Below are 24,504 nucleotides of genomic sequence, written 5' to 3'. Positions count from 1 at the left end.
GACCACTATACTGTGGCTATATTTTGCATAAGCTTGTTTATTATTTGTTATCGGACATGCGTCGCGACCAACAAATAATAAACAAATTAAACAAAATATCCAGAGTTTTGTTTATAAAAAATTAATAAATTGATACAAAAATTAATTAAACGCTCAAAAAAAGCACTGTTTTAACATTAATAAAGCTGTGAAATTTACAACACTTGGGCAAAAAACAATCAGAATAGCTGAATTTGACTAGAATATAGCCCCTTTGAATTAGTCCCTGAAACCTCAATAATCATGTTAACCAGTGGCAACAGCTGTTTATTAACATAAACACCATAATCGAACTTGTGATTTCCGGTATAATACTCAGCGCCTTTCAGCGTATATACGTATTCAATTACTTGACCTCGTTGCATTTGAGCATTGGGGTTATGTGCTAAATATTGCTTAGCAGCTTTGACATGAGGAGGGATATTTTTTTGATAGTCTGTTAGGTGTTGACCTAGACGTTTTCGATAAACCAGTAGCGAGTCATACTCGCCTGCGTAAAGCTTTTCCACATAGTTATCAAATAGCTGCCTGATCAGCTCTTGGTTGTATTGTTCGCTAAATAAAATTTCAAAGAGTGCGACCTGAAACCTCTGAGCAAGCTCTGTCCAATCACTTCGCACTGTTTCCATTCCTTTAAACACAAGTGCTGTTTTTCCATGTTTTGCTACTCTACCTACATAGCGTTTCTTTGAACCGGTGGTTTTGCCCCTAATTGTCGGCATAAAAAATGGGCTGTAGTGAGTTTCAAACTCAATTTCTAAGAAATTTTCTAATTTGTATGTTTCCTGTAATACACTTTCCCAGCGTTTGTTTATATTTCTTGCCAGCTTTGTACCGATTTCGTTACAGTTCTGAGAATTTAATTCATCATCAAGTTTCACAAACGTGGAGTCAGTATCACCATAAATTACCTTATACCCCCACTCTTCTAGCCACTTTTTAGTAGTTTGCATAATTTCATGACCACGTAATGTAATTGAACTTGAAAGACGAGGATCGTAAAACCGACAGCCTTTCGAGCCTAAAACACCATATAAACTATTCATGATGATCTTTATAGCCTGAGAAAGCATCGGCTGTTCATTGTCTTTAGCAAGTTGCCTCGTTGCGGCAAGTTCACGAATAAGCTCAGGTAGGTGGTGCTCTGTTCTTGAGAAAAGGGCTTGATTAAAACCTTCAATTGCGTGATTAGGGTGTTTTAGCCCCTCCACCATACCAAGTGGATCTATACAAAAAGTGCGCATTATTGATGGATATAAGCTTTTGTAATCAAGTACTAATATATTTTTATATAAACCAGGTTCCGAGGACATGACATAACCACCTGGACTATCAAAGCTAAGACCATGATCGCCTGAGTTTGGAGCTACATAACCACTGCGATGCAATAAAGGAAGATAAAGGTTAGTAAAGGCCGCAACGGATCCACCCATTCTTTCAAGCTCCAAGCCGGTTAGTTGACTTCGAACAACGGCAAAATCGAGTAGCTTAAGCTTTTCGAAAATGCGTTGTACTAAAATGCAGTCTTGGCGGTTGTAGCAAGCAAGTGCGCGCTTATCTTCATTAAATTGGCGAACGATTTCTTCTAAGCGGTTATCTGAAGAAATCAGTTTTTCTTCACCTAGCTCAATATTTGCCACATTCGCGAGGCTAAAGCTATCGTAGTGATACGTTGCATTTTTAAGTGTATCAATACCATCAATAACAACCCTGCCTGGGATCGTTAAACGTGTAAAATTACCAGTTCTGAGGGTCATTTTTTCATTGTTACGACCCAGAGGCAGCCCTACACCTAATGCTTCAGAACGAGCATGAAGTACCGTAAAATCAAACTCAATGACGTTCCAGCCAATAATAACGTCAGGGTCAATGACTTGCACACACTCACAGAGCTTATACAATAAGTCGATTTCATCCTCACACCATATAACATTGAAGTTAAGATCAGCGGTGTCATCAGCTTTACCGATCATAAGAACAGCATCTATGCTCTTCCCGACTAGTCCTACTGAAAACAGCACCCCTTCTCCATCACATTCGATATCTAACGATACAGTCGTGAAAGTGGGTGTGAACTCGGTATTTTGTTTAAACTGAACGTCTGCTAATACGGGGTAAGGCTGACCTTTAATTAACCGCCCTTTGGCCCACACCGAACCTTTGATAAAACGCTCCATTAAAAACCGGTCAACCGGTCTAATATCGTCTTCGTAAACTTTGATGAAATGGGCTTTTAGCTGTTTTGCAGCGCGGTAATAATGCTTAAGTGAAGAAAAATAGCACGACACAACAGCCTGCTGCTGGAAGCTTTTTAATTGCACTGGCTTAAATTCACATGCCACATTGTGCTGTGCCAAGATTCGAGTTGCCGCAGCAACATCTTTTTCATTAATGAAAAAGAGCACTTTTTGCGGTGGGCTAATCAGCTTGACAGGTCCTTGCTCAGACAAAATCCACACCACAATGGATACGCCATGCGTACTATCAAAGCATTGTGTTGAAAGAATAAAGCCAGAAGTTAATTGCATCTATATGACCCTTTAAACCCAAATATGAAAATGCGAAATGCATAAAACAAATGCTAATCAACAAATTTACTAACAAGTCGCTTGTAGTTACTCAGTTAACTCTCTAAAATTAATTACTGTAATTATATACATACTTTAGGTTATCTGGGCATGCTTTCTGACTCATTAAAAAAAACTATTCGGCAAATTCATAAGCATGTAGCTGATAATCTCACTGATTACCGCCCACGAAGTAGTCAAAACTACTTAGTTGCTGAAATAGCCAAAACACTGGCGGGTGAATACCATAAAAGCCAACGTATCTGTGTTATAGAAGCCGGCACAGGCACGGGTAAATCGTTAGCTTATTGTTTAGGTGCGCTGCCACTCGCTATGGCAAAAAAGAAAAAGCTGGTTATTTCAACGGCGACCGTTGCACTGCAAGAACAGCTAATTAATAAAGAGCTGCCTTTTTTCAAAGAGCATTCTGGCCTCGATATCAAGTTTGATCTTGTTAAAGGCCGACAACGATATATTTGTGCACAAAAGCTCAGCAATGCGGTCAATGGCGATAGCCAAACCCAAATGGAGTTCATGCCCACACTTTCTTCTCCCTTAAGTGATATGGAAACAAAGTGTTTAAAACAGCTGTACGATGCGTATTCAAAAAAACAATGGCAAGGCGATCGCGATAGCTGGGCCGACACAATTCCCGATAAAGTATGGGGCCTTATTGCTTGCGATAAGCACTCATGCCAACGACAAATGCGTGCTCATCAATTATGTCCATTTCATATGGCGCGCCAGCGGTTAATGCAGATGGATGTGCTTGTTATCAACCACTCATTATTGCTTGCCGATCTTGATTTAGGCGGCGGAAAAATACTGCCTGAACCCGATAACACCATTTATGTTATTGATGAGGCGCATCACTTAGCCCATATCACTCGCGACTTTTCATCTGCCGCAGCGACCATCAAAGGCACGATAGAGTGGCTTGATAAACTGGTAAAATTTGCAGGCAAAATGGCCAACGTTTTGGTAGGCCAAAAGGCCATTGGGCAAAATTTTAAACTGAGCGACAGTATTAATGATGCGGCTAAAAACTTAAAAGTGGTGCGCGACATACTCGACAATGCCAACTTTAATTACAACAGTGATGATACCTATCGCTTTGAGCACGGTGAAATCCCAGCCTCGTTACATGCCAAAGCAAAAGACATTAGCGACGCAACGCTTGATGCTCTGCGTGCCTTGAATAAAATGCATGACACGCTCGTACAAGATGTGAGTGATGGCGATATAAAACCCTATGTTGCCGACCCTATTTTAGGAGAAAGTGGTCACTACATAAATCGTTTGGAATTATTAAATAAATTATGGTTTAGTTATGCCACAAAGGGTGAAGGTATTCCCCATGCACGCTGGATTAAACGTTTAGAATATAAAAATCATCATGATCATTTACTCAGTGATTGCCCAATTGAAGTTGGTTATTACTTAAAAGATAAACTTTGGAATCAATGCGCGGGAGCCGTACTTTGCTCTGCAACTTTAACCGCACTAGGGTCATTTGACCACTTTGCTTACGAGTGTGGCCTTGCCAAAGAAGAGGGTGTTAAATATATCAAAGTGCCGTCACCTTTTGATTACCCCAAACAAGCTATATTACATATTCCGAACACACTTATAGAACCGACAGACAAAGCATTTAGTGATCATTTAGCCGAAAAGTTACCAAGTTACCTTGATGATAAAAAAGCAAATTTAGTGCTTTTTGCCTCATATTGGCAAATGGACCATGTGGTCAAAGTACTTAGAACAAAAGGGATAGATGTCTTAGTTCAAGGTGAAATGTCGCGCGAGGCTTTACTCAAAAAACACAAAGCTAATGTCGATTTAGGGAGGGCAAGTTATTTATTTGGTACACAAAGCTTATCAGAAGGGCTCGATTTACCGGGTAAATACCTAGAAAACCTCGTCATTACTAAAATTCCTTTTGCGGTGCCAACTTCACCGATAGAAGAAGCACAGGCCGAGTTTGTGCAAAGTAAAGGGGGCAATCCATTTTTATCAATCACAGTTCCTGATGCAGCAAAGAAATTAGTTCAAAGCTGTGGTAGACTGCTTCGCAAAGAAAACGATCAAGGTCGCATTACCATTCTTGATCGCCGTTTAGTGACCAAGCGATATGGCAAAGCCATGCTCGATACCTTGCCACCTTTTAAAAGACAAATTGATTATTAATGTTTGAACTAGCTTTAGAACCAACCACATGGGCATTACTTTGCGCTGTCGCGCTGGCCGCTGGATTTATTGATGCCATTGCTGGCGGTGGAGGTATGCTTACCGTCCCCGCGTTACTGACAGCCGGACTTCCTCCCCATCTTACGCTTGGCACCAATAAATTGGCAGCCAGTTTTGGCTCATTAACAGCCAGTGTCACCTACTTTCGTAAGAAGTTATTTAGCCCTCGTTTTTGGGCTGCATCCATAATAGCAACAGCAATAGGGGCATTAATTGGTACGTTGGTTGTTGATTATTTAAGTATCGATTTTTTAAATAAATTGCTCCCTGTGGTAATCATTTTGGTTGCCTGTTACAGCTTATTTGGCAGCCTAAGCACAACAGAGCATAATGAATTACCAACACTTGATACTAAAACAAAGATTAAACAATGGTTACAAGGTTTAGGACTTGGCTTTTTTGATGGTCTTGCAGGCCCCGGTACCGGCACGTTTTGGACGGCTTCAAATAGTCTATTATATAAAATGAGCTTATTGCTTAACTGCGGCCTTGCTCGGTCAATGAACTTTGTCTCAAACTTTATTTCATTGATTACCTTTGTCGCATTAGGCCATGTTAATTTTTTATTAGGCATCACAATGGGCTTATTTTTAATGCTAGGCGCATGGCTAGGTGCGCATTCTGCGATTAAATTTGGTGGTAAAATGATACGCCCTGTCTTTAATACCGTGGTCATTATTTTGGCATTAAAGTTAATTTATGAGGCTTACTTATAAATGCATTCCCCTGCTTTTGATAAACTATGTGAACAAATTGCTCGGCTGAAACATCAAGCCACACAATTCGATCAAAGCAATTTATTTGCTAAAAACCGCTACATGCAAGCGCAACCAAGTTTATTTGATAGAGGGGTGTTTACAACAAAAAGTATGAAGCTTGCTGACTACGTGAGTGAAATTGAAGACGAGTTAAAAAGTTTACCCCCGGCAGAGCATCGCCACGCGTATCAATATGCCTTAGAGCGGATAACTCAGCAGGTACAAGCCGTCTTCAATGTAATAAAGTCGACTCCTGTTTGGGCAAAAGAAAATAAATACAGTTTTAAGCCTAAGACCAAACCTCAGGTATACAAACAAGCCGTACAAAAAATGATGCAATCGTCGCATGAACTGTATGACGAACTGAAACAGAACCATGAGTTTGAACGTCGTTTAGTACTGATGATCGAAGAAAGAAAACTCAAACTAGACGCAGCCAGCGCAGCAAAAGCAGCAGAAATAAATCAAGAGATACTAGCATTGCATGCACGCTTAGGAAGGTGTCGTAAAGCAATTTCTGCCACCGAAGACAAAATTCAACAGGTCGAAAAACAGCAGCTTAGATAATGTTTTACTATCATCCCAGTTATTCTGCGCTTAATTTACCCGCACGGCATCGCTTCCCTATTCAGAAGTACAGCTTACTAAAACAAAAATTAAGTACCTTTATAAACGACGATAAGTTTATTACACCTAATAAAGCCACAACAGCACAATTAGCGTTGTGTCACGACCCGGCTTACATTAATGCATTTTTAAATGGGACACTTGAGGAAAAAGCCATTAAGAAAATGGGCTTTCCTTGGTCAAACGAGTTAGTTGAACGCACCTTACTTTCTGTTGGTGCAAGTATAAATGGCGCTGAATTCGCATTGCAGCACGGTGCCGCTTTTAATCTAGGCGGCGGTTATCATCACGCCTTTAGTGATCACGGAAGTGGTTTTTGTATTTTTAACGATTTAGCGATTGCTGCAAACCACTTAATAAACGAAGGGCTGGCTGACACTGTTCTGATTTTCGATTGTGATGTACACCAAGGAGATGGCACCGCAGAAATTGTAAGCCATCACGAACAAGTGATTAGCTGCTCAATTCATTGTGAGCAAAATTTTCCGCGCATCAAGCAAGACTCTCACTACGACTTCGCACTTGAGCATGGCACCACTGACCAACACTACCTTGAAACAGTAAAACAAGCATTCCAACTAACCGTTCGACTTCATCAACCCGATATCATTTTATATAACGCCGGCGCAGATATCGCTAGCGACGATGAGTTAGGGCATTTTTTTGTTAGCCTTGATGGGGTATACCAACGTGATCACTTCATATTAAGCCAAGCAAAAGCGCAGCAAATTCCTATTTTTTCGGCTTTGGGTGGGGGCTATCAACGAAATATAAATCGCTTAGTTAATGTTCATTCTCAGCTTTTTAGAGCTGCTGTCGATTTATTTTAAAGCTTGGTATACACTGAAATGACTATCACTTTGGATTCAAACTGTATGAAATTGCATGATGATATTCATAACTATTATGAAAAACTGGTTGTCGAAGATATAGCGCAACGAGAGTTAGATTCCGTATACAATGACGATGTGATGGCCGATTTATGCTGCACAGTACTCAACCAGCTTCCCGCTCGTTACATTCGCTACGATGTCGATATGGAGTTCTATTTACCGCACAGTGAGCGAATGCTAATGGAACAACAAGTACAAACGGCTATCGATGTTGCAATCAGCCAGGTTGCAAAGAAAAAGGAATTACAGAATGGGCAATGAATTAGAAGCCGCTCCTAATTATATTAAAGTGGCTGTCGACCTTATTATGCTCTTAGAACAAAACGAAGTCCCTGCAGAGGATGTGCTCGCAGCATTAGAAATAGTCAAATCAGATTACGAAAAAAAACGTGTGAAACCTGCTGAATAGAGGCCTTCTATCCAGTGCTTACTCTACACTTACAAGCCCGAATAAGGCGAGTTTATCAGGCAGTATCTGATATGCTCGTGTTTTATTATTTTGAATGATTCATCATTATGCCAATACACAGCTTACTGCGCTTATTTTTTCTTGCCGCTATTTGGGGCGCATCATTCTTGTTTATGCGTATGGCGGCCTCAAGTTTAGGGCCTGCCGTTTTAATTGAACTACGCGTAGGGTTTGCTGCCTTAACACTCTGTGTCTTTGCCGTGTATTTTAATAAAAAGCTTGCTTTTCTTACCTACAAAAAGCACTTTTTTATTATTGGTGCACTCAATTCTGCGATTCCATTTTTATTATTTGCGTTTGCCGCACAAACTATTAATGCCTCGACATTAGCGATTTTAAATTCAACAACCCCCATTTGGGGAGCCATTGTTGGCATAATTTGGAGTAAATCGACACCGAGTAAAAGTATGATACTGGGACTCTTAGTCGGTCTCATTGGGGTTGCTATCCTAGTTGGACAAAACAGCCTAACTATCAATACCGCCACAGTAACAGCAATTATTGCATCCCTGTGTGCCTCACTTAGTTATGCTATTGCCTCGCATTACACCAAACACGCCCCCAAACTGTCAGCTTTCGATAATGCGCATGGCAGTATGTGGGCCGCAAGTATGCTCGTATTACCATTGATTTTTGTGATGCCAATAAGAGAAATGCCAAGTCAAACCGTAATGGCGGGTGTTATTGCTCTGGGTATTGTGTGTACTGCAGTGGCGTATATTCTCTTTTTTCGTCTAATTGACGAGATTGGTCCAACCTCTGCGCTCACCGTTACCTTCTTAATTCCTTTGTTTGGCATTATATGGGGCAACCTGATACTCGACGAAGAAATAGGGCCAAATACGTTACTTGGCGCTCTGTGTGTTATTGCTGGCACCATGCTTGTGACTGGGTTTATTCGTATAAAATCGCTTTTTAAACGACATACCTTGTAACAGAATCCCCTTTGCTTTTTAAAATCCAGTCTATACTCTATTGGATAAAGATACTGATAAAAGGAGAATTATGATGTCAGGCACTACGATGGTGGTATTAATTGTACTGATCTCGGTTGGTTCAGGCGTTATCTTCGATATGTATAAAAAACATTTAGAATTTAAATCGCGCACCCTAAAAGACAATAAAGAAGCGAATGAACAAGTTGCAGCGGTTACCGCTGAGCTTCTTGAGTTAAAACAACGCGTACAGACCCTCGAAGCCATAGTCACAGACTCAAGTTACAGCGTAAAACAAGAGATTAACAAGCTTTAAAACAATTAGGTTCGCATTAAGCGAGTATACTCATTAAGCACTTGCTGATAATAATCAGCATCTTGGTTTAGCATGCGTTGGTAATGTGCACATAGTTGCCCTAAGTAAGCTTGGTGCTCCTTATTCGTTAATTGCCACATCCCCTGTCCTACTCGCGTTATTGGCGTTTTAGCCGATGCGCTCACGAACATTAACTCATAAAAGCGTCTATTTTCAGAAATAAGGTGCTCGGCGACTAAACCAAAATCTAATGACTGTAGGTGGCTGCGTACTTTATAGCTATGGTGCACAGGACAAACTATAAAATCGATGTGAGCAAGATGATTGTGAGCCTGAATCTGCGAAATAAACTGACACATTAAATCTCCCCCAACTCCTGCAATAATCACGAGATGACGTTTTTGGGGTGTTAAAGAAATAGTGGCCACATCTTGGCAATGTACCTGCCAATGTCCGCGTTGTTCTTCAGTTGAAAAACGCGCCAGTGTCTGTTGGAGTGACTGCATCAACTCAGGCACGATATCTACAAAGTGGATTTGATCGGCTCTATTATCTTTGAGTAACTGCATGCCTAAAAAGCCATGATCGCAGCAGCAGTCCCAAATCTCATCATACTCATTTGGGACCATTTGCGCGATCGCTGATAAACGCTTACTTAACGCCATTACTGTGTGGTTTTATAAACAAGCGCTTTTAAGCTTCTATCGCTGTCTACTTCAATAAAACCAGCGGTAGGCGCTAAACGTTCAACGAATGTAATTGCACCTTCTGTGTGCTCTGCAATCAGTGCTTTAAATGCTTGTTCAGACATTTCAGGGCTATTGGCACACAACAATAAAAGGGTGTTTTCGTTGAGCAGCTCAGGCAAACGGCGCAATATTTTTTGATAATCTTTCGTCAAAATAAAGCTGCCTTTTTGAAAGCTGGGCGGATCGACAATAATCAACTCATAAGGTGCTGACTTTTTAAGCTTACCAAATGATTTTAAAATATCATGAGGCAAGTAACTAACACCCCGTGTAAACCCATTAAGTTGGTGATTTTGTTTACCTGTTCTGAGCACGCCTTTATTCATATCCATATTAATGACTTGCTCAGCCCCCCCTTGCATTGCCGCAACGGAGAATCCGCAAGTATATGAAAATAAATTCAGTACTTTAGCCCCCTGACTATGAGCCTGTACAAACTCACGGCCACGACGCATATCAGGAAAAATACCGGTATTTTGCCTGCTCAATAAATCGACTCTAAATTTTATGTCATTTTCTTGAACAACATGCTCGTCAGGAAGTTCGCCGTGTACCACGCTATTAATCGTATTTATACCGCTACGCTGTTGATACACCAACGCAGTAATTAATTCTGGGGCATTATTTTGCGCCCATTGCCAAAGTACTTCAGTGAGTTGACCTAGTTGATCGTCAGGGATGCTCTCATACGACACTAAAAATAATGCCGGAGGGTAAAAATCAACATTAATATGGCTTAATTCAGCCACACTGTGGCCGCGGCCATGAAAAATACGGCAAAGTTCGTTAGCCGAAAGTGGCGCATCTGCTAACGCAGTTAAAATGGCTGAAAAATCGTTTGTCATAGTACTTAATTTATTAGCTGTTGTTGTAATTCATGTATTTCGTCACGCACTGAGGCTGCTTTCTCAAACTCCAGATCACTTGCGTACGCGTGCATTTTAGTCTCCAGTGCTTTAATTTGACTGGCAATCTCTTTAGCGCTTAGCACTTTTTTAGATTCTTTACGGACCAATCGAAGGTTATCTTTAGGGCCAGCCTCTTCACCAACATCCATAATATCCGTGATACTTTTCACTAACGCTTGCGGTACAATTCCATGTTCTGCGTTATGAGCTTGCTGTTTTTCACGACGACGATCAGTTTCATCAATAGCCTGACGCATTGAATTCGTTATACGATCACCGTACAGAATTGCTTTACCATTTAAATGACGAGCAGCGCGCCCTATTGTTTGTAATAAAGAACGCGTCGAACGTAAAAAGCCTTCTTTATCAGCATCGAGTATCGCTACGAGTGAAACCTCTGGCATATCAAGGCCTTCTCGTAATAAGTTAATACCCACTAACACATCGAAAACACCAGCGCGCAAATCACGAATAATCTCAACTCGCTCAACAGTGTCGATGTCAGAATGCAAATAACGAACTTTTACATCATGATCATTTAAGTAATCCGTTAAGTCTTCTGCCATACGTTTTGTTAAGGTCGTCACTAAGACACGCTCATTTACCTCAACTCGTTTGTAAATCTCAGACAATAAGTCATCAACCTGAGTACCCACAGGGCGCACTTCAATTTCAGGATCTACTAAGCCTGTAGGACGAATAACTTGTTCAGCCACTTCACCTGCTGAGCGCGTTAGCTCAAATTCGCCTGGCGTTGCCGATACATAAATCGTTTGCGGTGCAATTGCTTCGAACTCTTCAAATCGAAGTGGCCGATTATCCAATGCCGAAGGAAGACGAAATCCATATTCAACTAAGTTCTCTTTTCGACTACGGTCACCTTTGTACATTGCACCAATTTGCGATACGGTCACATGCGACTCATCGATGATCATCAAGGCATCATCAGGTAAATAGTCAAGCAATGTAGGCGGCGGATCGCCCGGAGTACGCCCCGATAAATAACGGCTGTAGTTCTCAATACCAGAGCAATAACCAAGCTCGGTCATCATTTCTATATCGTATTGTGTTCGCTGTGCAATACGTTGCTCTTCGACAAGTTTATTTGCGCTAAGCAACTGGGCTCTGCGATCTTTTAACTCGACCTTAATATTTTCAATCGCATCAAGAATTTTCTCACGGGGTGTCACATAGTGTGTTTTTGGGTAAATAGTCGCGCGCACAATGTGCTTTTCAACAGCCCCTGTTAATGGATCAAAGATACTTAAACGCTCAATTTCATCATCAAACATTTCCACGCGCACCGCGTATGTATCTGACTCAGCTGGGAAAATATCAACCACTTCACCGCGCACACGGTACGTACCACGACTAAATTCAATGTCATTACGCGTATATTGCAACTCGGCTAAGCGACGAAGCATATCACGCTGGTCGACAGTTTCGCCTACTTTAAGTAACAACATCATCTTCATGTACGAGTCAGGATCGCCCAAACCGTAAATAGCCGAAACAGATGCAACAATAATTGTGTCACGGCGTTCAAGTAACGCTTTGGTTGCACTTAAGCGCATTTGCTCAATATGCTCGTTAATAGAGGCATCTTTTTCTATAAATGTGTCACTGGCAACAACATACGCTTCAGGCTGATAGTAATCATAATATGAGACGAAATATTCAACCGCATTATGAGGGAAAAACTCTTTCATCTCTCCATATAACTGCGCTGCAAGCGTCTTATTATGCGCCATGATAATCGTTGGCCGATTTAGATCATGGATTATATTTGCCATGGTAAAGGTTTTACCCGTCCCTGTAGCACCTAACAATGTTTGATGAGCAAGCCCTGCTTCAAGGCCCTCAGATAATTGAGCAATGGCCGTGGGTTGGTCACCACTTGGTTTAAATTTTGAAACCAGTTGAAAATGATCACTCATAAATGACACTCCTTCATCGCCGTTGTGCTTAATGCATTTACTTCTTTTATAAACCACTTATAAGCCACAAAAGCGGTAAACAAATTACCCACAGCTGCGCCTATAAACAAGCCTGTTAACCCTGCAATTTCACTCCCGACATAAGCAATTGGCACATAAAAGACAAATAAACGAATGATACTTAAAATCAGCGCATTCATTGGCTTATGTAAAGCATTAAATGAAGAGTTAGAGAGAATTATCACACCTTGCAAACCGTAACTTAATGGCAAGATATAAATGAAAAGTTTAATGACATCAATAACCGCCTGCTCTTTACCAAAGACATGCGCAATAAAACCAGAGGTCAAAAGCAACAGTAAATAAATGCCGAATTGCCAAATCATCACAAACTTCAACGTAGTAATATACGCTTCTTTTACACGGCCTAACTTTCCGGCTCCGAAGTTCTGACTAACAAACGGTGGCAATGTCATCGACAATGCTAAAACCACTAAACTGGCTATTGACTCAATTCGGCTACCCACACCAAATGCAGCGACGGCTTCAGGGCCATGCTTAGCCACTAACGCCGTCATCACAGCCATTGCAATGGGTGTCAACATGTTCGCCCCTGCTGCAGGTAAACCTATTTTTAAAATTTTTCTTATTGCCCCAATAATCGTTTGTTGGCCAGCGTACAAGCTCAACAAACCATTTTTAATTGCCAGTATATAAAGAATAATCACCACCGCGAAAGACCATGCAATTACACTGGCAATGGCAGCGCCTTGAATACCCAATGCCGGTATTGGGCCCAAACCAAAAATTAAAATCGGATCTAACACGGCATTAATGAGACCCGCTCCCCCCATTACTAAACTCGGCGTTTTTGTATCGCCACTTGCGCGCAAAACAGAATTACCAACCATCGGGGTAATCAAAAATACACTGCCTAAAAACCACACACTCATATAGTCGTGTATTAGCGGAAGTACTTGCTGCCCAGCTCCCAACAATTCAAAAATAGGGTTAATAAATACATACCCAACAACAGACAAGCAAAACACCAAAACCACAGAAATGAGTAAAGCAATACTGGCATCAAACCGAGCTTCATCTAATTTGTCACTCCCTAATGCTTTCGCAATTACCGCTGAAGTGCCAATACCGAGGCCAATGGCAAGACTAATAACCGTAAAGGTTACAGGAAAAGTAAAGCTTACTGCTGCAAGGGGTTCTGTACCAAGTAGACTAATAAAGAAAGTATCAACTAGGTTAAACATCATTAAGGTGATCATCCCGAAGATCATAGGGATAGTCATTTTTTTCAACGTTGGCAGGATTGGAGAGTTTAAAAGATCAGGTTTAGATTTGCTCTGCGACGTCACGGTCATGGGAATACTTTGCCTCTTTTACTGAGCTGATAAGTTTAAAGCATCCTCGCCTTGCAAGCCACGGTTAATTTTAAACAAAGAAAACTGTCACTTTTGAGGCTTTAACATAAAAACAACCACGAACATCGTTAAAAAACAAAATAAGAACATCATTAATAGCATTGTTACAATAAAATGGCAGTAACCGCTGCTTTTTTACACAACAAACCGTGTCATTTTATCGTCACGAATAACATTACTTATCAATTCAGCGTCGCTTCAGATACAAAACTTAACTGTTTGATTTTAAATAAGTAAAAAAAATATGATTAAATGCTTGAAATTGCTGCAGCGCCCTAAAATTCTAGCGCCATAGCTGTTCTTAAAGTTTAATAAACAGAGTTATCCACAGAAACCGTGGATAACTCTCTGAAAGCCGCAATTATAAAGGCTTTTGAGCTCAGTATTTATCGCAACCTATGAAAATCACGCAAGTGTCTTGTTTTAACCCTTTTGTTAGATTCTTTTAAAGAATGCCTAATTATTGTTCACACTCACCCTGCAAATAAATATGACAATTCAAAATAAAGTGGCTAAAAAACAGCCTAACACACTGATAAAAAACACTTAAACCACTCTTCCATCTGTCTTTACATTCACAATTCAGGATCAATTAATGCCGTATTTAACGTTTTTTCTCAACCGACAGACCGATTTGAGACCTCTAAAATGGAAGAATTTAATGCGCAAAAAAAATGATTAGATTAAATTTTTATAGCGAGAATAAAATCTGAGATAAATGACAATTTCCTCTCTTATAAGCCAAAATTCTATACAACGAATACTTTTGACTAATTTATAATATTGCTCGTGGTCAAAAAGCATGCAAAAAATCACATGATCCAACATGAAATTTTACTTTAACCGCGAAAACATCTGTGTTTTTCAGCTACATTTTGTTCAGATCGAACATAAAAACATCGAATACACTTCTTTTTTGAATTTATGAAGTTTTTATGTTGACACTTTGCAATGCTGTCATTAATATTTCGCCCCGTTGAAAGGCATGACGCTTCCCCCTTAGCTCAGTTGGTTAGAGCGACGGACTGTTAATCCGCAGGTCCCCCGTTCGAGTCGGGGAGGGGGAGCCAAGTTTTTCGACCATAAACGTTTCCCCCTTAGCTCAGTTGGTTAGAGCGACGGACTGTTAATCCGCAGGTCCCCCGTTCGAGTCGGGGAGGGGGAGCCAAGTTTATGATTATGATTGTTCCCCCTTAGCTCAGTTGGTTAGAGCGACGGACTGTTAATCCGCAGGTCCCCCGTTCGAGTCGGGGAGGGGGAGCCAAATCATAAAGCACACTACTCTATTGTTCCCCCTTAGCTCAGTTGGTTAGAGCGACGGACTGTTAATCCGCAGGTCCCCCGTTCGAGTCGGGGAGGGGGAGCCAACTTCCAGAATATATTAGACTTTTATCATCTTTCACATTCTGCGAATCTATTAGACTTTCTGCCTTATATATTCTAATCTATCCTGAGTTATTTCTTTTTTGCTATTTAAATAGAATTCACTGTACTTAAAGCAATCAATCAGGGAATTGATTCTTCCTTTTAGGCTTTTATAAGATAAAAAACATGGCAGGCTTTAAAAAACTAATATTTGTTCAACTTATTTCTTGGCTACTATTTGCATTGCTCGGTGGGTATTTTATTGCACTGGGGTTTGACAACGCAGTTAGCGATGCTCAGAAAAAAGCGCAATTCGTAGTGAATACTTACATAAATAGTTTAACGATGGACGAGCTTGCGCCTGAAAAAATACAAAAAGCGCTTGCCGACGGCACTACTTTCTCTAAATTTATAATACGAGATCAAGCAGGTAACCTCGTTACCATGGTTGAATCGCCACAGCCCCTGCCCCTCTTTGCAGATATTGTAAATACGAGCTTTAATTCGATTCGCCCACAATTTGCTGTTAACCAAGCTTCTGACATAAAAGTTGAATTCACAATCAACGCAAACAATCTGGCAAACCTGCTACAACAGTCCATGTTTATTGTCATTTTAGTCTCAGGCTTAATTGCTTTGTTGCCTATTATATATATGCAAAGCATGTTCAGACGCTTAAACCGAAAAGTGAGCACCACCATTGCAGATATCATCGATATCTATATCAATCAAAATCAGGTTAATGGCGATCTTGAACAAGCAATGGACACAACACGCTTGAAAAAGCTTAGTAAAGATTTAATACCTACTTTCAATCGTCTTTCGCACTTTTTACAAACCAAGCATGATGATATTGAAAACAATGCAATGAGCATTAAGCAAGAAGCGTATAAAGATGTCATTACAAATCTTGGTAATCGTAATATGTTCGTCGAATACTACGAGAAAAACATCGAAAATGCCGATAAAAGCACCTTTGGCTCTTTAGCTATGGTGCGTTGTAGTGAGCTACAAGCAATAAACCAAACTCGCGGTTATCAAAAAGGCGATGAATACGTAAAAGGTGTTGCCGATATTATTAAACATATCAGTGGTACTTACACCAATAGCCAAGTATTTCGGGTAAACAGTTCAGACTTTGCTGTTATTTTACCTAATACTCCCCTAAAAGAAGCTGAACGATTCGGTGATAACTTACAATCGCGTTTTACGCAGTATCAGCAGAACCAAGAATTAAGTTCAGTAGCAAATACAGGCATAGTTGGGTACGAAAAAGGCAAACCTTTAGGCGAACTACTGTCGATTGTTGATAACGCTATGAGCATGGCACAATCTAAGCAAGCAAATGCATGGCATGTTCAACGCGAAACAGATTTAGTAAACAATGTGAGTGCTGGCTTTGGTAATCAAAACTGGCGCAAAGTGATAAACGAAGTGATCGAGTCAAAGCGTGTTCACTTAGTTATGCAAAATATCATGCCAATTGGTAAAAGCATCAAAGCCTATGCCGAAATTCAAGTGCGCTTTAAAACAGCCGAAAATCAAATGCTTCCTACGGCGTCTTTTTTAGCGATGGCCGAAAAACTCGGTATGGCAATGGAAATTGATCGATTAATAATCGACACCACCCTTGAAAAAGTGAAGACACGCAACTTCTCACAAAAGTTTTTTGGTATAAATGTCACAGCATCCAGTGCGCATAATGATCAGTTTCTTATTTGGTTAGAACGCCGTTTGTTAAAAGATAACAATATTGCCACTAAATTAATTTTTGAAGTCAGCGAATTTGGTCTTCAGCAAAATATAAAAGCAAGTAAGCGTTTTATTGATATGGTTCATCGTGTCGGTGCGCGTGTGACTGTTGAACGCTTTGGTGTAGGCTTAACTTCATTTAAATTCTTCAGAGACTTGAAGCCTGACTTTATTAAAATGGATGCAAGCTATACCCGCGGCCTTGAAGATGATAAAAACAATCAATATTTTATGCGCTTGATGGTAGATCTTGCTCACCGGATTGGGGTTAATGTTTTTGCCGAAGGTGTAGAGAGCCAGGAAGAGAAACACATTATCGAAACCCTTTGCTTAGATGGCGTGCAGGGTTATTACATAGAAAAACCAAAAGACATCTAAGATCTACGCCAATAAGACCTAATAAACCGACTGTTTATCAGGTCTTTAACGTAACTTTAACACTTCAAATACAAACAGCTTTGTTAATTTAAGCTAATCGCCTCGCATGTGTTGTGTCAGCCTCCAGAAAAAAGGATAATGACGTTGTTTTTATTCTCGTGAGGCACGCATGACAGAGTATGTCTTGTTACTGATTGGTACCGTACTAGTCAACAACTTCGTTTTAGTTCAGTTTTTAGGTTTATGCCCGTTTATGGGTGTATCAGGTAAACTCGACACTGCTATTGGTATGTCTTTAGCGACAACCTTTGTGCTAACACTCGCCTCTGTTACCAGCTATCTGGTGAATCACTATATTTTGATTCCACTCGATATCGCATTTTTACGCACCATGAGCTTTATTTTGGTGATTGCTGTCGTTGTGCAATTTACTGAGATGGTTGTTAGAAAAACCAGTCCAACTTTGTATCGTTTGCTCGGTATATTCTTGCCTCTGATCACAACAAACTGTGCAGTGTTAGGTGTTGCCCTTCTTAATATCAAAGAAGACCATTCATTCTTACAATCAGCCGTGTATGGTTTTGGCGCAGCAGTTGGTTTTTCAATGGTGTTAATTCTTTTTGCCGCATTACGCGAACGTTTAGCTGTTGCAGACGTTCCTTCACCATTTAAAGGTGCATCGATTGCGATGATCACCGCAGGTCTGATGTCGATGGCCTTTATGGGTTTTACAGGATTAGTGAAGTTTTAATATGACCTTGTTTTATGCCTTAATTGCGCTAGGTTCATTAGCGCTAATATTTGGTTTGATTTTAGGATTTGCTGCCGTACGTTTTCGGGTAGAAAGCAACCCTATCGTTGATCAAATTGACACCATATTGCCACAAACTCAATGTGGACAATGTGGCTACCCTGGTTGTCGCCCTTACGCAGAGGCGATAGCGAATGGTGACGAAATAAATAAATGCCCGCCGGGCGGCGAAGCCACGGTAAAAAAACTGGCAGATTTAATGGGGGTTGAAGCAAAACCTCTTGCTGGCGGCGAACAAGCAGAGCCAGTAAAAACCGTTGCATACATTCGAGAAGACGAATGTATTGGCTGTACTAAATGTATCCAAGCCTGCCCTGTTGATGCCATTGTTGGTGCGACCCGTCAAATGCATACCGTACTCATTGACGAATGCACTGGCTGTGATTTATGTGTTGAACCTTGCCCAGTTGACTGTATTGATATGCTGCCTGTAAAAGAAACCAAACAAACTTGGAAATGGCAATTAAATGCAATCCCTGTGACTCAGGTAGATTAGGAGCGCAGATGGAAACGTTAATAGAACAAATCAAACAAGGTAAAGTCTGGCCATTCGCTGGGGGGATTCATCCACCTGGACAAAAGCAACAATCAACATCACGTGCAATTGAGCGACTAGAGCTGCCAGATAAATTAGTTGTGTCACTAAAACAACATATTGGTGCCAACGGCAAATTAATCGTAGAAAAAGGCCAATCAGTTCTTAAAGGTCAAGCGTTAACGAAACCTAGCGGTAACTGGTCAGTACCTGTACATGCGCCTACTTCTGGTGTGATCACTGATATCTGCCCGATGCCATCTGCGCATCCATCAGCGTTGCCTGAGCTCAGCGTCATTATTGAACCAGATGGCAAAGATACATGGTGTGAACTAAACCCTGTTGATGACCCTAAAGCACTCTCACATGATGAGCTAGTCGATATTATTCATCAATCAGGTATTGCAGGGATGGGGGGAGCTGGTTTTCCCACTTACGTAAAAGCAGATACGCGAAAAAGCATTGAATTTTTAATTGTAAATGCCGTTGAGTGTGAGCCATACATCACTGCAGACGACATGTTAATGCGTGAACATGCACACGGAATTATCGCCGGTATTGAGTTAATGCAGCACTTGCTCAACCCAACACTGACAATCATAGGTATTGAAGATAATAAGCCAGAAGCTATTGCAGCAATGCAACAAGCAGCAAAACATAATGAGTCTATCATTGTTCAAACTGTCCCTACTGTTTATCCTTCTGGCGGTGAAAAACAATTGATAAAATTGCTAACAGGCAAAGAAGTACCTAGCGGCAATATTCCTGCTGACATTGGTATGTTAGTGCACAATGTAGGCACCCTGTTTGCAATTAACCAAGCGGTTTATGAAGGCAAGCCATTAATTGAACGCGTGGTCACAGTGACTGGCAATACAATCCATAAACAAGGAAATGTATGGGCGTTACTTGGCACTGAAATAAAACACTTACTAGATTGCCAAGGCTTTTCACCGGTGCCACAACAACGAGTTGTCATGGGCGGCCCTATGATGGGCTTTACCTTACCAACGGTAAGAATCGGCATTGTAAAAACCACAAACTGTATTTTAGCCCCTGATCATCAAGAGCTGGCTGAACCAGGAGACGAAAAAGCCTGTATTCGTTGTAGTGCCTGTGCTGATGCCTGCCCTGCTTCGCTATTACCCCAACAGCTGCAGTGGTTTGCTAAGTCAAAAGAATACGACAAGTTAAATGAGCATAACCTATTCGATTGCATCGAATGTGGAGCCTGCGCCTATGTCTGCCCGAGTGAAATTCCACTTGTGCAATACTACCGAGTTGCTAAAGCCGAAATCAAAGAGCAACAAGCAGAACAAATAAAAGCTGAGCGCGCCAGAGAGCGCTTTGAAGCACGCAAAGAGCGTTTAGAGCGCGAGCAAGAAGAGCGACAAAACCGTCATAAACGCAAGCCCGCGACGAAGTCGAGCGATGAAAAACAAAAAGTGGCCGATGCCCTCGCCCGTGTTAAACCAAAATCTGACGATAAAGACAGTAAATCAGCTGTTGCAGCCGCAATTGCTCGTGCCAAAGCGAAAAAACAAGGTGCAGAACTGGAACCAGATAATTCTGAAGTAGCTAAAGAACGTGCTGCACGTAAAGAGCAAGCGCGTAAGTACAAAGAGCTAAAAGCGCTAGAGCAAAGTGAAGAAACCGTCGATAAAGACGATAAGAAGTCAGCTGTTGCAGCGGCTATTGCCCGTGCTAAAGCGAAAAAAGCAGCACAAGCCACAGAAGCTGATAACGCAACCAATGCAGAGCCTCCAGCCGTTGACGATAAAAAAGCGGCCGTAGCGGCGGCGATTGCCCGTGCTAAAGCGAAAAAAGCAGCACAAGCCACAGAAGCTGATAACGCAACCAATGCAGAGCCTCCAGCCGTTGACGATAAAAAAGCGGCCGTAGCGGCGGCGATTGCCCGTGCTAAAGCGAAAAAAGCAGCGCAAGCCACTGAAGCTGATAGCGCAACCGATGCAGATCCTGCAGCCGTTGACGATAAAAAAGCGGCCGTAGCGGCGGCGATTGCCCGTGCTAAAGCGAAAAAAGCAGCGCAAGCCACAGAAGCTGATAACGCAACCGATGCAAAGCCTGCAGCCGTTGACGATAAAAAAGCGGCTGTTGCAGCGGCGATTGCCCGTGCTAAAGCAGAAAAAGCAGCACAAGCCACTGAAGCTGATAACGCAACCGATGCAGAGCCTGCAGCCGTTGACGATAAAAAAACGGCTGTTGCAGTGGCAGTTGCCCGTGCAAAAGCAAAAAAAGCAGCGAAAGAGCAAGCCGAAACTGAGAGCGCAACCGATGCAGAGCCTGCAGCCGTTGACGATAAAAAAGCGGCCGTAGCAGCGGCAGTTGCCCGTGCAAAAGCGAAAAAAGCAGCGAAAGAGCACGCTGAGCAACAAGCAAAAAACGAAAGCGAAAGCGCAGACACCCACGGTACTGACGCTCACTCTGATGATTCAAGTACAGATGAATCTGAAGCACAGCAAATAGATAACACGCCTGAATCAAGCGAAGACAAAAAGAAAGCGGCGATTGCACGTGCAATTGCTCGCGCTAAAGCTAAAAAGTTACAACAAGAAGGAACCGATAAGTCATGAAACTAACCATGGCCAGTTCGCCGCATAATCATAGTACCAAATCATTAAGCCGCTTAATGATCACCGTGATTGCTGCGTGTATTCCAGGTTTAATAGCCCAAGTTTACTTTTTTGGCACTGCGGTATTAATTCAGCTTGTGCTCGCGTTACTGACTGTCAGTGCCTGTGAAACGGCTGTTCTGTTACTTCGTAAACGCAAAGTATGGCCAACATTAAGTGATGGTAGTGCTTGGCTTACAGCTGTGCTATTGGCGCTTAGTATCCCACCTCTTGCCCCATGGTGGATTATCGTAATTGGTTGCCTATTTGCTATTGTCATTGTTAAACAACTTTATGGCGGGCTTGGTTTTAACTTGTTTAACCCTGCAATGGCGGCATATGTATTATTGCTTGTGTCATTTCCTGTGCAAATGACAAGCTGGCTGCCAGTAAACGATCTGCTCGCAAACCCAATTAGCTTTACACAACAAGTATCCGTTATTTTTAACGGCTTTACCTTTGCTGGATTTAGTGTTGATCAGCTGCGTGTTGCAATTGATGGCACAACAATGGCAACCCCTTTAGATACGGTTAAAACCGATGTGGCTCACCACCTAACAGTATCAGAAAGTATGAGCAAACCGCTGTTTAATGATTGGTTTGGACTTGGCTGGGGCTGGGTAAACTTTGGTTTCTTATTAGGTGGTTTATACTTATTAAAAGCAAAGATAATAAACTGGCATATTCCTGTCGGCTTTTTAGCATCTCTTATACTGTGCAGTGGTATTGGTTATATTGCAGCGCCAGGCACAGAGCCAGGCGTGGTATTTCATCTATTCAGTGGTGCAACCATGTTAGGCGCATTTTTTATCGCGACTGATCCTGTTTCGGCATCAACCACCAATAAGGGCCGCTTAATTTACGGTGCCTTAATTGGTTTACTTGTTTACTTAATTCGTACCTTTGGTGGTTATCCAGACGCGGTGGCATTTAGTGTTTTGTTATTAAATATGGCTGTGCCGTTAATTGATTACTATACACAACCACGTACTTACGGCCATGGAGTGAAATAATGATCCTTTCCTCAATGACTAAAAATGGTGGCATTCTTACTGTTTTTGCACTGCTTACCACAGGGGCTGTTGCACTGACACATAGCCTGACGGCTGAGCGTATAAGCGAGCAAGAAAAAAAGCAACTTGCAGAGCAATTACAGCAAGTGCTTGATGCCCATCACTATGACAATCAACTATATAAAGATTGTGTGATCATTACAGATGAACGTTTAGGACCTCGTCCTGATCAGGTTATTTACCGTGCTTACAAAAATAACGAACCCTATGCTTTAGTCATGCGCCATGTCACACCTAGTGGCTACAGCGGCGATATCAACTTACTAACAGCCGTATTTGCTAATGGCGATATTGCTGGCGTGCGTGTCACAAAGCATGAAGAAACGCCCGGTCTCGGCGATAAAGTCGAAATAAAAAAATCGGATTGGATCACCCTCTTTAAAGGCCAAAATGTGCTAGGTGACGATGACACACGTTGGGCCGTTAAAAAAGATGGCGGTCAGTTTGATCAGTTTACTGGGGCAACAATTACCCCTCGAGCGGTCGTTGGCTCAGTCAAAAATGCGGTGCTGTTCGCAAAAGCTGAGTTTGATAACCTATTTGCTGCGCCAAATTCATGCCAAGGAGCACAGTAATGAGCGAAATCAAAACCTTATTTAAAGAGGGTATGTGGGCAAACAACCCCGCCCTCGTGCAATTACTGGGCTTGTGTCCTCTGCTGGCCGTAACATCAACCATTACAAATGCATTAGGCCTTGGTTTAGCAACCTTACTGGTATTGGTTGGTTCAAACATCACTGTCTCTATTGTGCGTAACTGGGTGCCGAAAGATATACGTATTCCCGTTTTCGTGATGATCATTGCAGGGTTTGTTACCATCGTTCAGCTGCTTATGAACGCCTACACATTTGGTCTGTATCAATCATTAGGTATTTTTATTCCACTGATTGTAACCAACTGCGCAATTATTGGCCGAGCAGAGGCATTTGCCTCTAAAAATACCGTGCCTCTTTCTGCATTCGATGGCTTAATGATGGGACTTGGCTTTATGTTGGTGCTTGTTGTGCTTGGCGCTATTCGAGAATTAATAGGCCAAGGCACGCTGTTTGATGGTGCCGACTTATTACTTGGACCATGGGCAGAAGTACTGCGCATTGAAGTCTTTAGCTTTGACAATCAGTTCTTATTAGCAATTTTACCTCCTGGCGCTTTTTTAGGGCTTGGATTATTGATTGCGGCAAAGAATGTGATTGATACACAAATAAAATCTAAGCAAGTTGTTACTCCAGAAGTAGAAAAAGGCCCTCGAGCCCGAGTAACGAGTTTAACTTAAAGGGGAGCACGCACCGTCACTGCGTGCTTAACACTCACCATGAATAAAGAAAAACGCTACGAGATCCTGTCTCGCCTCCGCGCAGAAAACCCTCACCCAGAAACTGAGCTTGAATACTCAAGTCCTTTCGAGTTGTTGGTTGCGGTTACCCTATCAGCTCAAGCAACGGATGTTGGTGTAAATAAAGCGACCCGTAAGCTTTTTCCTGTCGCAAACACGCCCCAAGCTATTCTTGATTTAGGTCTTGAAGGCCTGCGTGATTACATAAAAACAATTGGTTTGTTTAATTCTAAAGCCAATAATGTCTATAAAATGTGTGAAATTCTGGTCAATAAACACAACGCTGAAGTACCAGAAAACCGCGAAGCCCTTGAAGCACTACCGGGCGTGGGTAGAAAAACGGCTAACGTTGTTTTAAATACCGCTTTTGGCTGGCCGACAATTGCAGTTGATACGCATATTTTCCGTGTTTCTAACCGCACTAAGTTTGCCATGGGTAAAGACGTCGTTGCAGTTGAGCAAAAACTAGAAAAAGTCGTACCTAAAGAATTTAAGGTCGATGTGCACCACTGGTTAATACTTCATGGGCGCTACGTGTGTACTGCACGTAAACCTAAATGCGGCAGCTGTATTATCGAAGACTTGTGTGAGTTTAAGGATAAAACAGAGTAATAAAGTTTGCTTTGCTAACTTAAAAAGTGGTCGCGCTGAATGCGCGGATAATGTCGCTAATGTGTCAATATAATCGCTAATTTGTGAGAATCTATCAGTATTGCAAACTCACCACTGCTATTTTCCATCCT

The 24,504-nt window shown here is 41.7% G+C and carries 21 protein-coding genes and 4 tRNA genes; 20 read left to right on the top strand and 5 right to left on the bottom strand.

Annotation, left to right across the window (positions count from 1 at the left end; translation table 11 throughout):
* Positions 1-218: 218 nt before the first annotated feature.
* Positions 219-2,567 carry a DNA polymerase II gene (locus H3302_RS05970; protein WP_182396265.1) on the bottom strand — a complete coding sequence of 783 codons (2,349 nt, stop codon included), beginning with the start codon at positions 2,565-2,567 and terminating at the stop codon, positions 219-221.
* Between the two features lie 150 nt (positions 2,568-2,717).
* Here H3302_RS05970 and dinG point away from each other — a divergent pair, with 150 nt between their 5' ends.
* From dinG to H3302_RS05930, 8 genes are all read left to right on the top strand, one after another.
* Positions 2,718-4,793, top strand: a complete 2,076-nt coding sequence (dinG, locus tag H3302_RS05965) for an ATP-dependent DNA helicase DinG (RefSeq protein ID WP_182396264.1) — start codon at positions 2,718-2,720, stop codon at positions 4,791-4,793.
* The gene (locus tag H3302_RS05960) at positions 4,793-5,569 is read left to right on the top strand and encodes a TSUP family transporter (RefSeq protein WP_036969465.1); all 777 of its coding nucleotides are present in this window, start codon (positions 4,793-4,795) and stop codon (positions 5,567-5,569) included. Before dinG ends, H3302_RS05960 begins: the two co-directional genes overlap by 1 nt.
* Positions 5,570-6,178, top strand: coding sequence for a primosomal replication protein (locus H3302_RS05955; protein WP_036969469.1), 609 nt, complete (start codon positions 5,570-5,572; stop codon positions 6,176-6,178). It abuts the gene before it with no gap.
* On the top strand, positions 6,175-7,068 hold the full coding sequence (locus tag H3302_RS05950; protein WP_182396396.1) for a histone deacetylase: 894 nt from the start codon (positions 6,175-6,177) through the stop codon (positions 7,066-7,068). Before H3302_RS05955 ends, H3302_RS05950 begins: the two co-directional genes overlap by 4 nt.
* A gap of 45 nt (positions 7,069-7,113) precedes the next feature.
* Entirely contained in the window at positions 7,114-7,392 is a 279-nt protein-coding gene (locus H3302_RS05945) for a late competence development ComFB family protein (protein WP_065978833.1), read from the top strand.
* Positions 7,382-7,540 (top strand): YbaM family protein, encoded by a 159-nt coding sequence (locus H3302_RS05940; protein ID WP_075594137.1) that lies wholly within the window; start codon positions 7,382-7,384, stop codon positions 7,538-7,540. The genes H3302_RS05945 and H3302_RS05940 overlap by 11 nt, the downstream gene beginning before the upstream one ends.
* Positions 7,541-7,647: 107 nt before the next feature.
* Positions 7,648-8,535 (top strand): DMT family transporter, encoded by an 888-nt coding sequence (locus H3302_RS05935; RefSeq protein WP_182396263.1) that lies wholly within the window; start codon positions 7,648-7,650, stop codon positions 8,533-8,535.
* A 73-nt stretch (positions 8,536-8,608) separates the two neighbouring features.
* A complete protein-coding gene (locus tag H3302_RS05930) occupies positions 8,609-8,851 on the top strand; it encodes a hypothetical protein (protein WP_036969480.1) in 243 nt (80 codons plus the stop codon).
* Positions 8,852-8,856: 5 nt separating this feature from the next.
* Here the strand turns inward: H3302_RS05930 and H3302_RS05925 are convergent, their stop codons facing one another.
* From H3302_RS05925 to H3302_RS05910, 4 genes are read right to left on the bottom strand one after another with little or no spacing between them, the layout of a single operon-like run.
* Complete coding sequence (locus tag H3302_RS05925; RefSeq protein WP_182396262.1) at positions 8,857-9,516, bottom strand: tRNA (adenine(22)-N(1))-methyltransferase TrmK; 660 nt, start codon at positions 9,514-9,516, stop codon at positions 8,857-8,859.
* On the bottom strand, positions 9,516-10,445 hold the full coding sequence (locus H3302_RS05920; RefSeq protein WP_074989788.1) for a class I SAM-dependent methyltransferase: 930 nt from the start codon (positions 10,443-10,445) through the stop codon (positions 9,516-9,518). The genes H3302_RS05925 and H3302_RS05920 overlap by 1 nt, the downstream gene beginning before the upstream one ends.
* A 5-nt stretch (positions 10,446-10,450) precedes the next feature.
* Entirely contained in the window at positions 10,451-12,445 is a 1,995-nt protein-coding gene (gene uvrB, locus H3302_RS05915; RefSeq protein WP_036969486.1) for an excinuclease ABC subunit UvrB, read from the bottom strand.
* Positions 12,442-13,821, bottom strand: coding sequence for an MATE family efflux transporter (locus H3302_RS05910; protein WP_182396261.1), 1,380 nt, complete (start codon positions 13,819-13,821; stop codon positions 12,442-12,444). The genes uvrB and H3302_RS05910 overlap by 4 nt, the downstream gene beginning before the upstream one ends.
* A gap of 1,053 nt (positions 13,822-14,874) precedes the next feature.
* Here H3302_RS05910 and H3302_RS05905 point away from each other — a divergent pair.
* From H3302_RS05905 to nth, 12 genes are all read left to right on the top strand, one after another.
* A tRNA-Asn gene (locus tag H3302_RS05905) sits at positions 14,875-14,951 on the top strand.
* A gap of 21 nt (positions 14,952-14,972) precedes the next feature.
* Positions 14,973-15,049, top strand: a tRNA-Asn gene (locus H3302_RS05900).
* 19 nt (positions 15,050-15,068) lie between these two features.
* Positions 15,069-15,145 (top strand) — tRNA-Asn (locus tag H3302_RS05895).
* Between the two features lie 26 nt (positions 15,146-15,171).
* A tRNA-Asn gene (locus H3302_RS05890) sits at positions 15,172-15,248 on the top strand.
* A 184-nt stretch (positions 15,249-15,432) separates the two neighbouring features.
* On the top strand, positions 15,433-17,376 hold the full coding sequence (locus H3302_RS05885) for an EAL domain-containing protein (RefSeq protein ID WP_036969491.1): 1,944 nt from the start codon (positions 15,433-15,435) through the stop codon (positions 17,374-17,376).
* 169 nt (positions 17,377-17,545) lie between these two features.
* Positions 17,546-18,127 (top strand): electron transport complex subunit RsxA, encoded by a 582-nt coding sequence (gene rsxA / locus H3302_RS05880; protein WP_036969494.1) that lies wholly within the window; start codon positions 17,546-17,548, stop codon positions 18,125-18,127.
* A 1-nt stretch (position 18,128) separates the two neighbouring features.
* Complete coding sequence (gene rsxB, locus H3302_RS05875; RefSeq protein ID WP_036969496.1) at positions 18,129-18,683, top strand: electron transport complex subunit RsxB; 555 nt, start codon at positions 18,129-18,131, stop codon at positions 18,681-18,683.
* A gap of 8 nt (positions 18,684-18,691) precedes the next feature.
* The gene (rsxC, locus tag H3302_RS05870; protein WP_182396260.1) at positions 18,692-21,316 is read left to right on the top strand and encodes an electron transport complex subunit RsxC; all 2,625 of its coding nucleotides are present in this window, start codon (positions 18,692-18,694) and stop codon (positions 21,314-21,316) included.
* Positions 21,313-22,368 carry an electron transport complex subunit RsxD gene (gene rsxD / locus H3302_RS05865; protein ID WP_182396259.1) on the top strand — a complete coding sequence of 352 codons (1,056 nt, stop codon included), beginning with the start codon at positions 21,313-21,315 and terminating at the stop codon, positions 22,366-22,368. Before rsxC ends, rsxD begins: the two co-directional genes overlap by 4 nt.
* Entirely contained in the window at positions 22,368-23,003 is a 636-nt protein-coding gene (gene rsxG, locus H3302_RS05860; RefSeq protein WP_036969504.1) for an electron transport complex subunit RsxG, read from the top strand. The genes rsxD and rsxG overlap by 1 nt, the downstream gene beginning before the upstream one ends.
* Positions 23,003-23,701, top strand: a complete 699-nt coding sequence (locus tag H3302_RS05855) for an electron transport complex subunit E (RefSeq protein ID WP_036969507.1) — start codon at positions 23,003-23,005, stop codon at positions 23,699-23,701. The genes rsxG and H3302_RS05855 overlap by 1 nt, the downstream gene beginning before the upstream one ends.
* A 39-nt stretch (positions 23,702-23,740) precedes the next feature.
* Complete coding sequence (gene nth, locus H3302_RS05850) at positions 23,741-24,373, top strand: endonuclease III (protein ID WP_182396258.1); 633 nt, start codon at positions 23,741-23,743, stop codon at positions 24,371-24,373.
* The last annotated feature ends 131 nt before the right edge of the window (positions 24,374-24,504 follow it).

Source organism: Pseudoalteromonas sp. MT33b, from assembly GCF_014117385.1.
Lineage (GTDB): Bacteria > Pseudomonadota > Gammaproteobacteria > Enterobacterales > Alteromonadaceae > Pseudoalteromonas > Pseudoalteromonas lipolytica.
The sequence above is the reverse complement of the archived record's forward strand: the minus strand, read 5'-3'. Positions and strand labels throughout refer to the sequence as shown.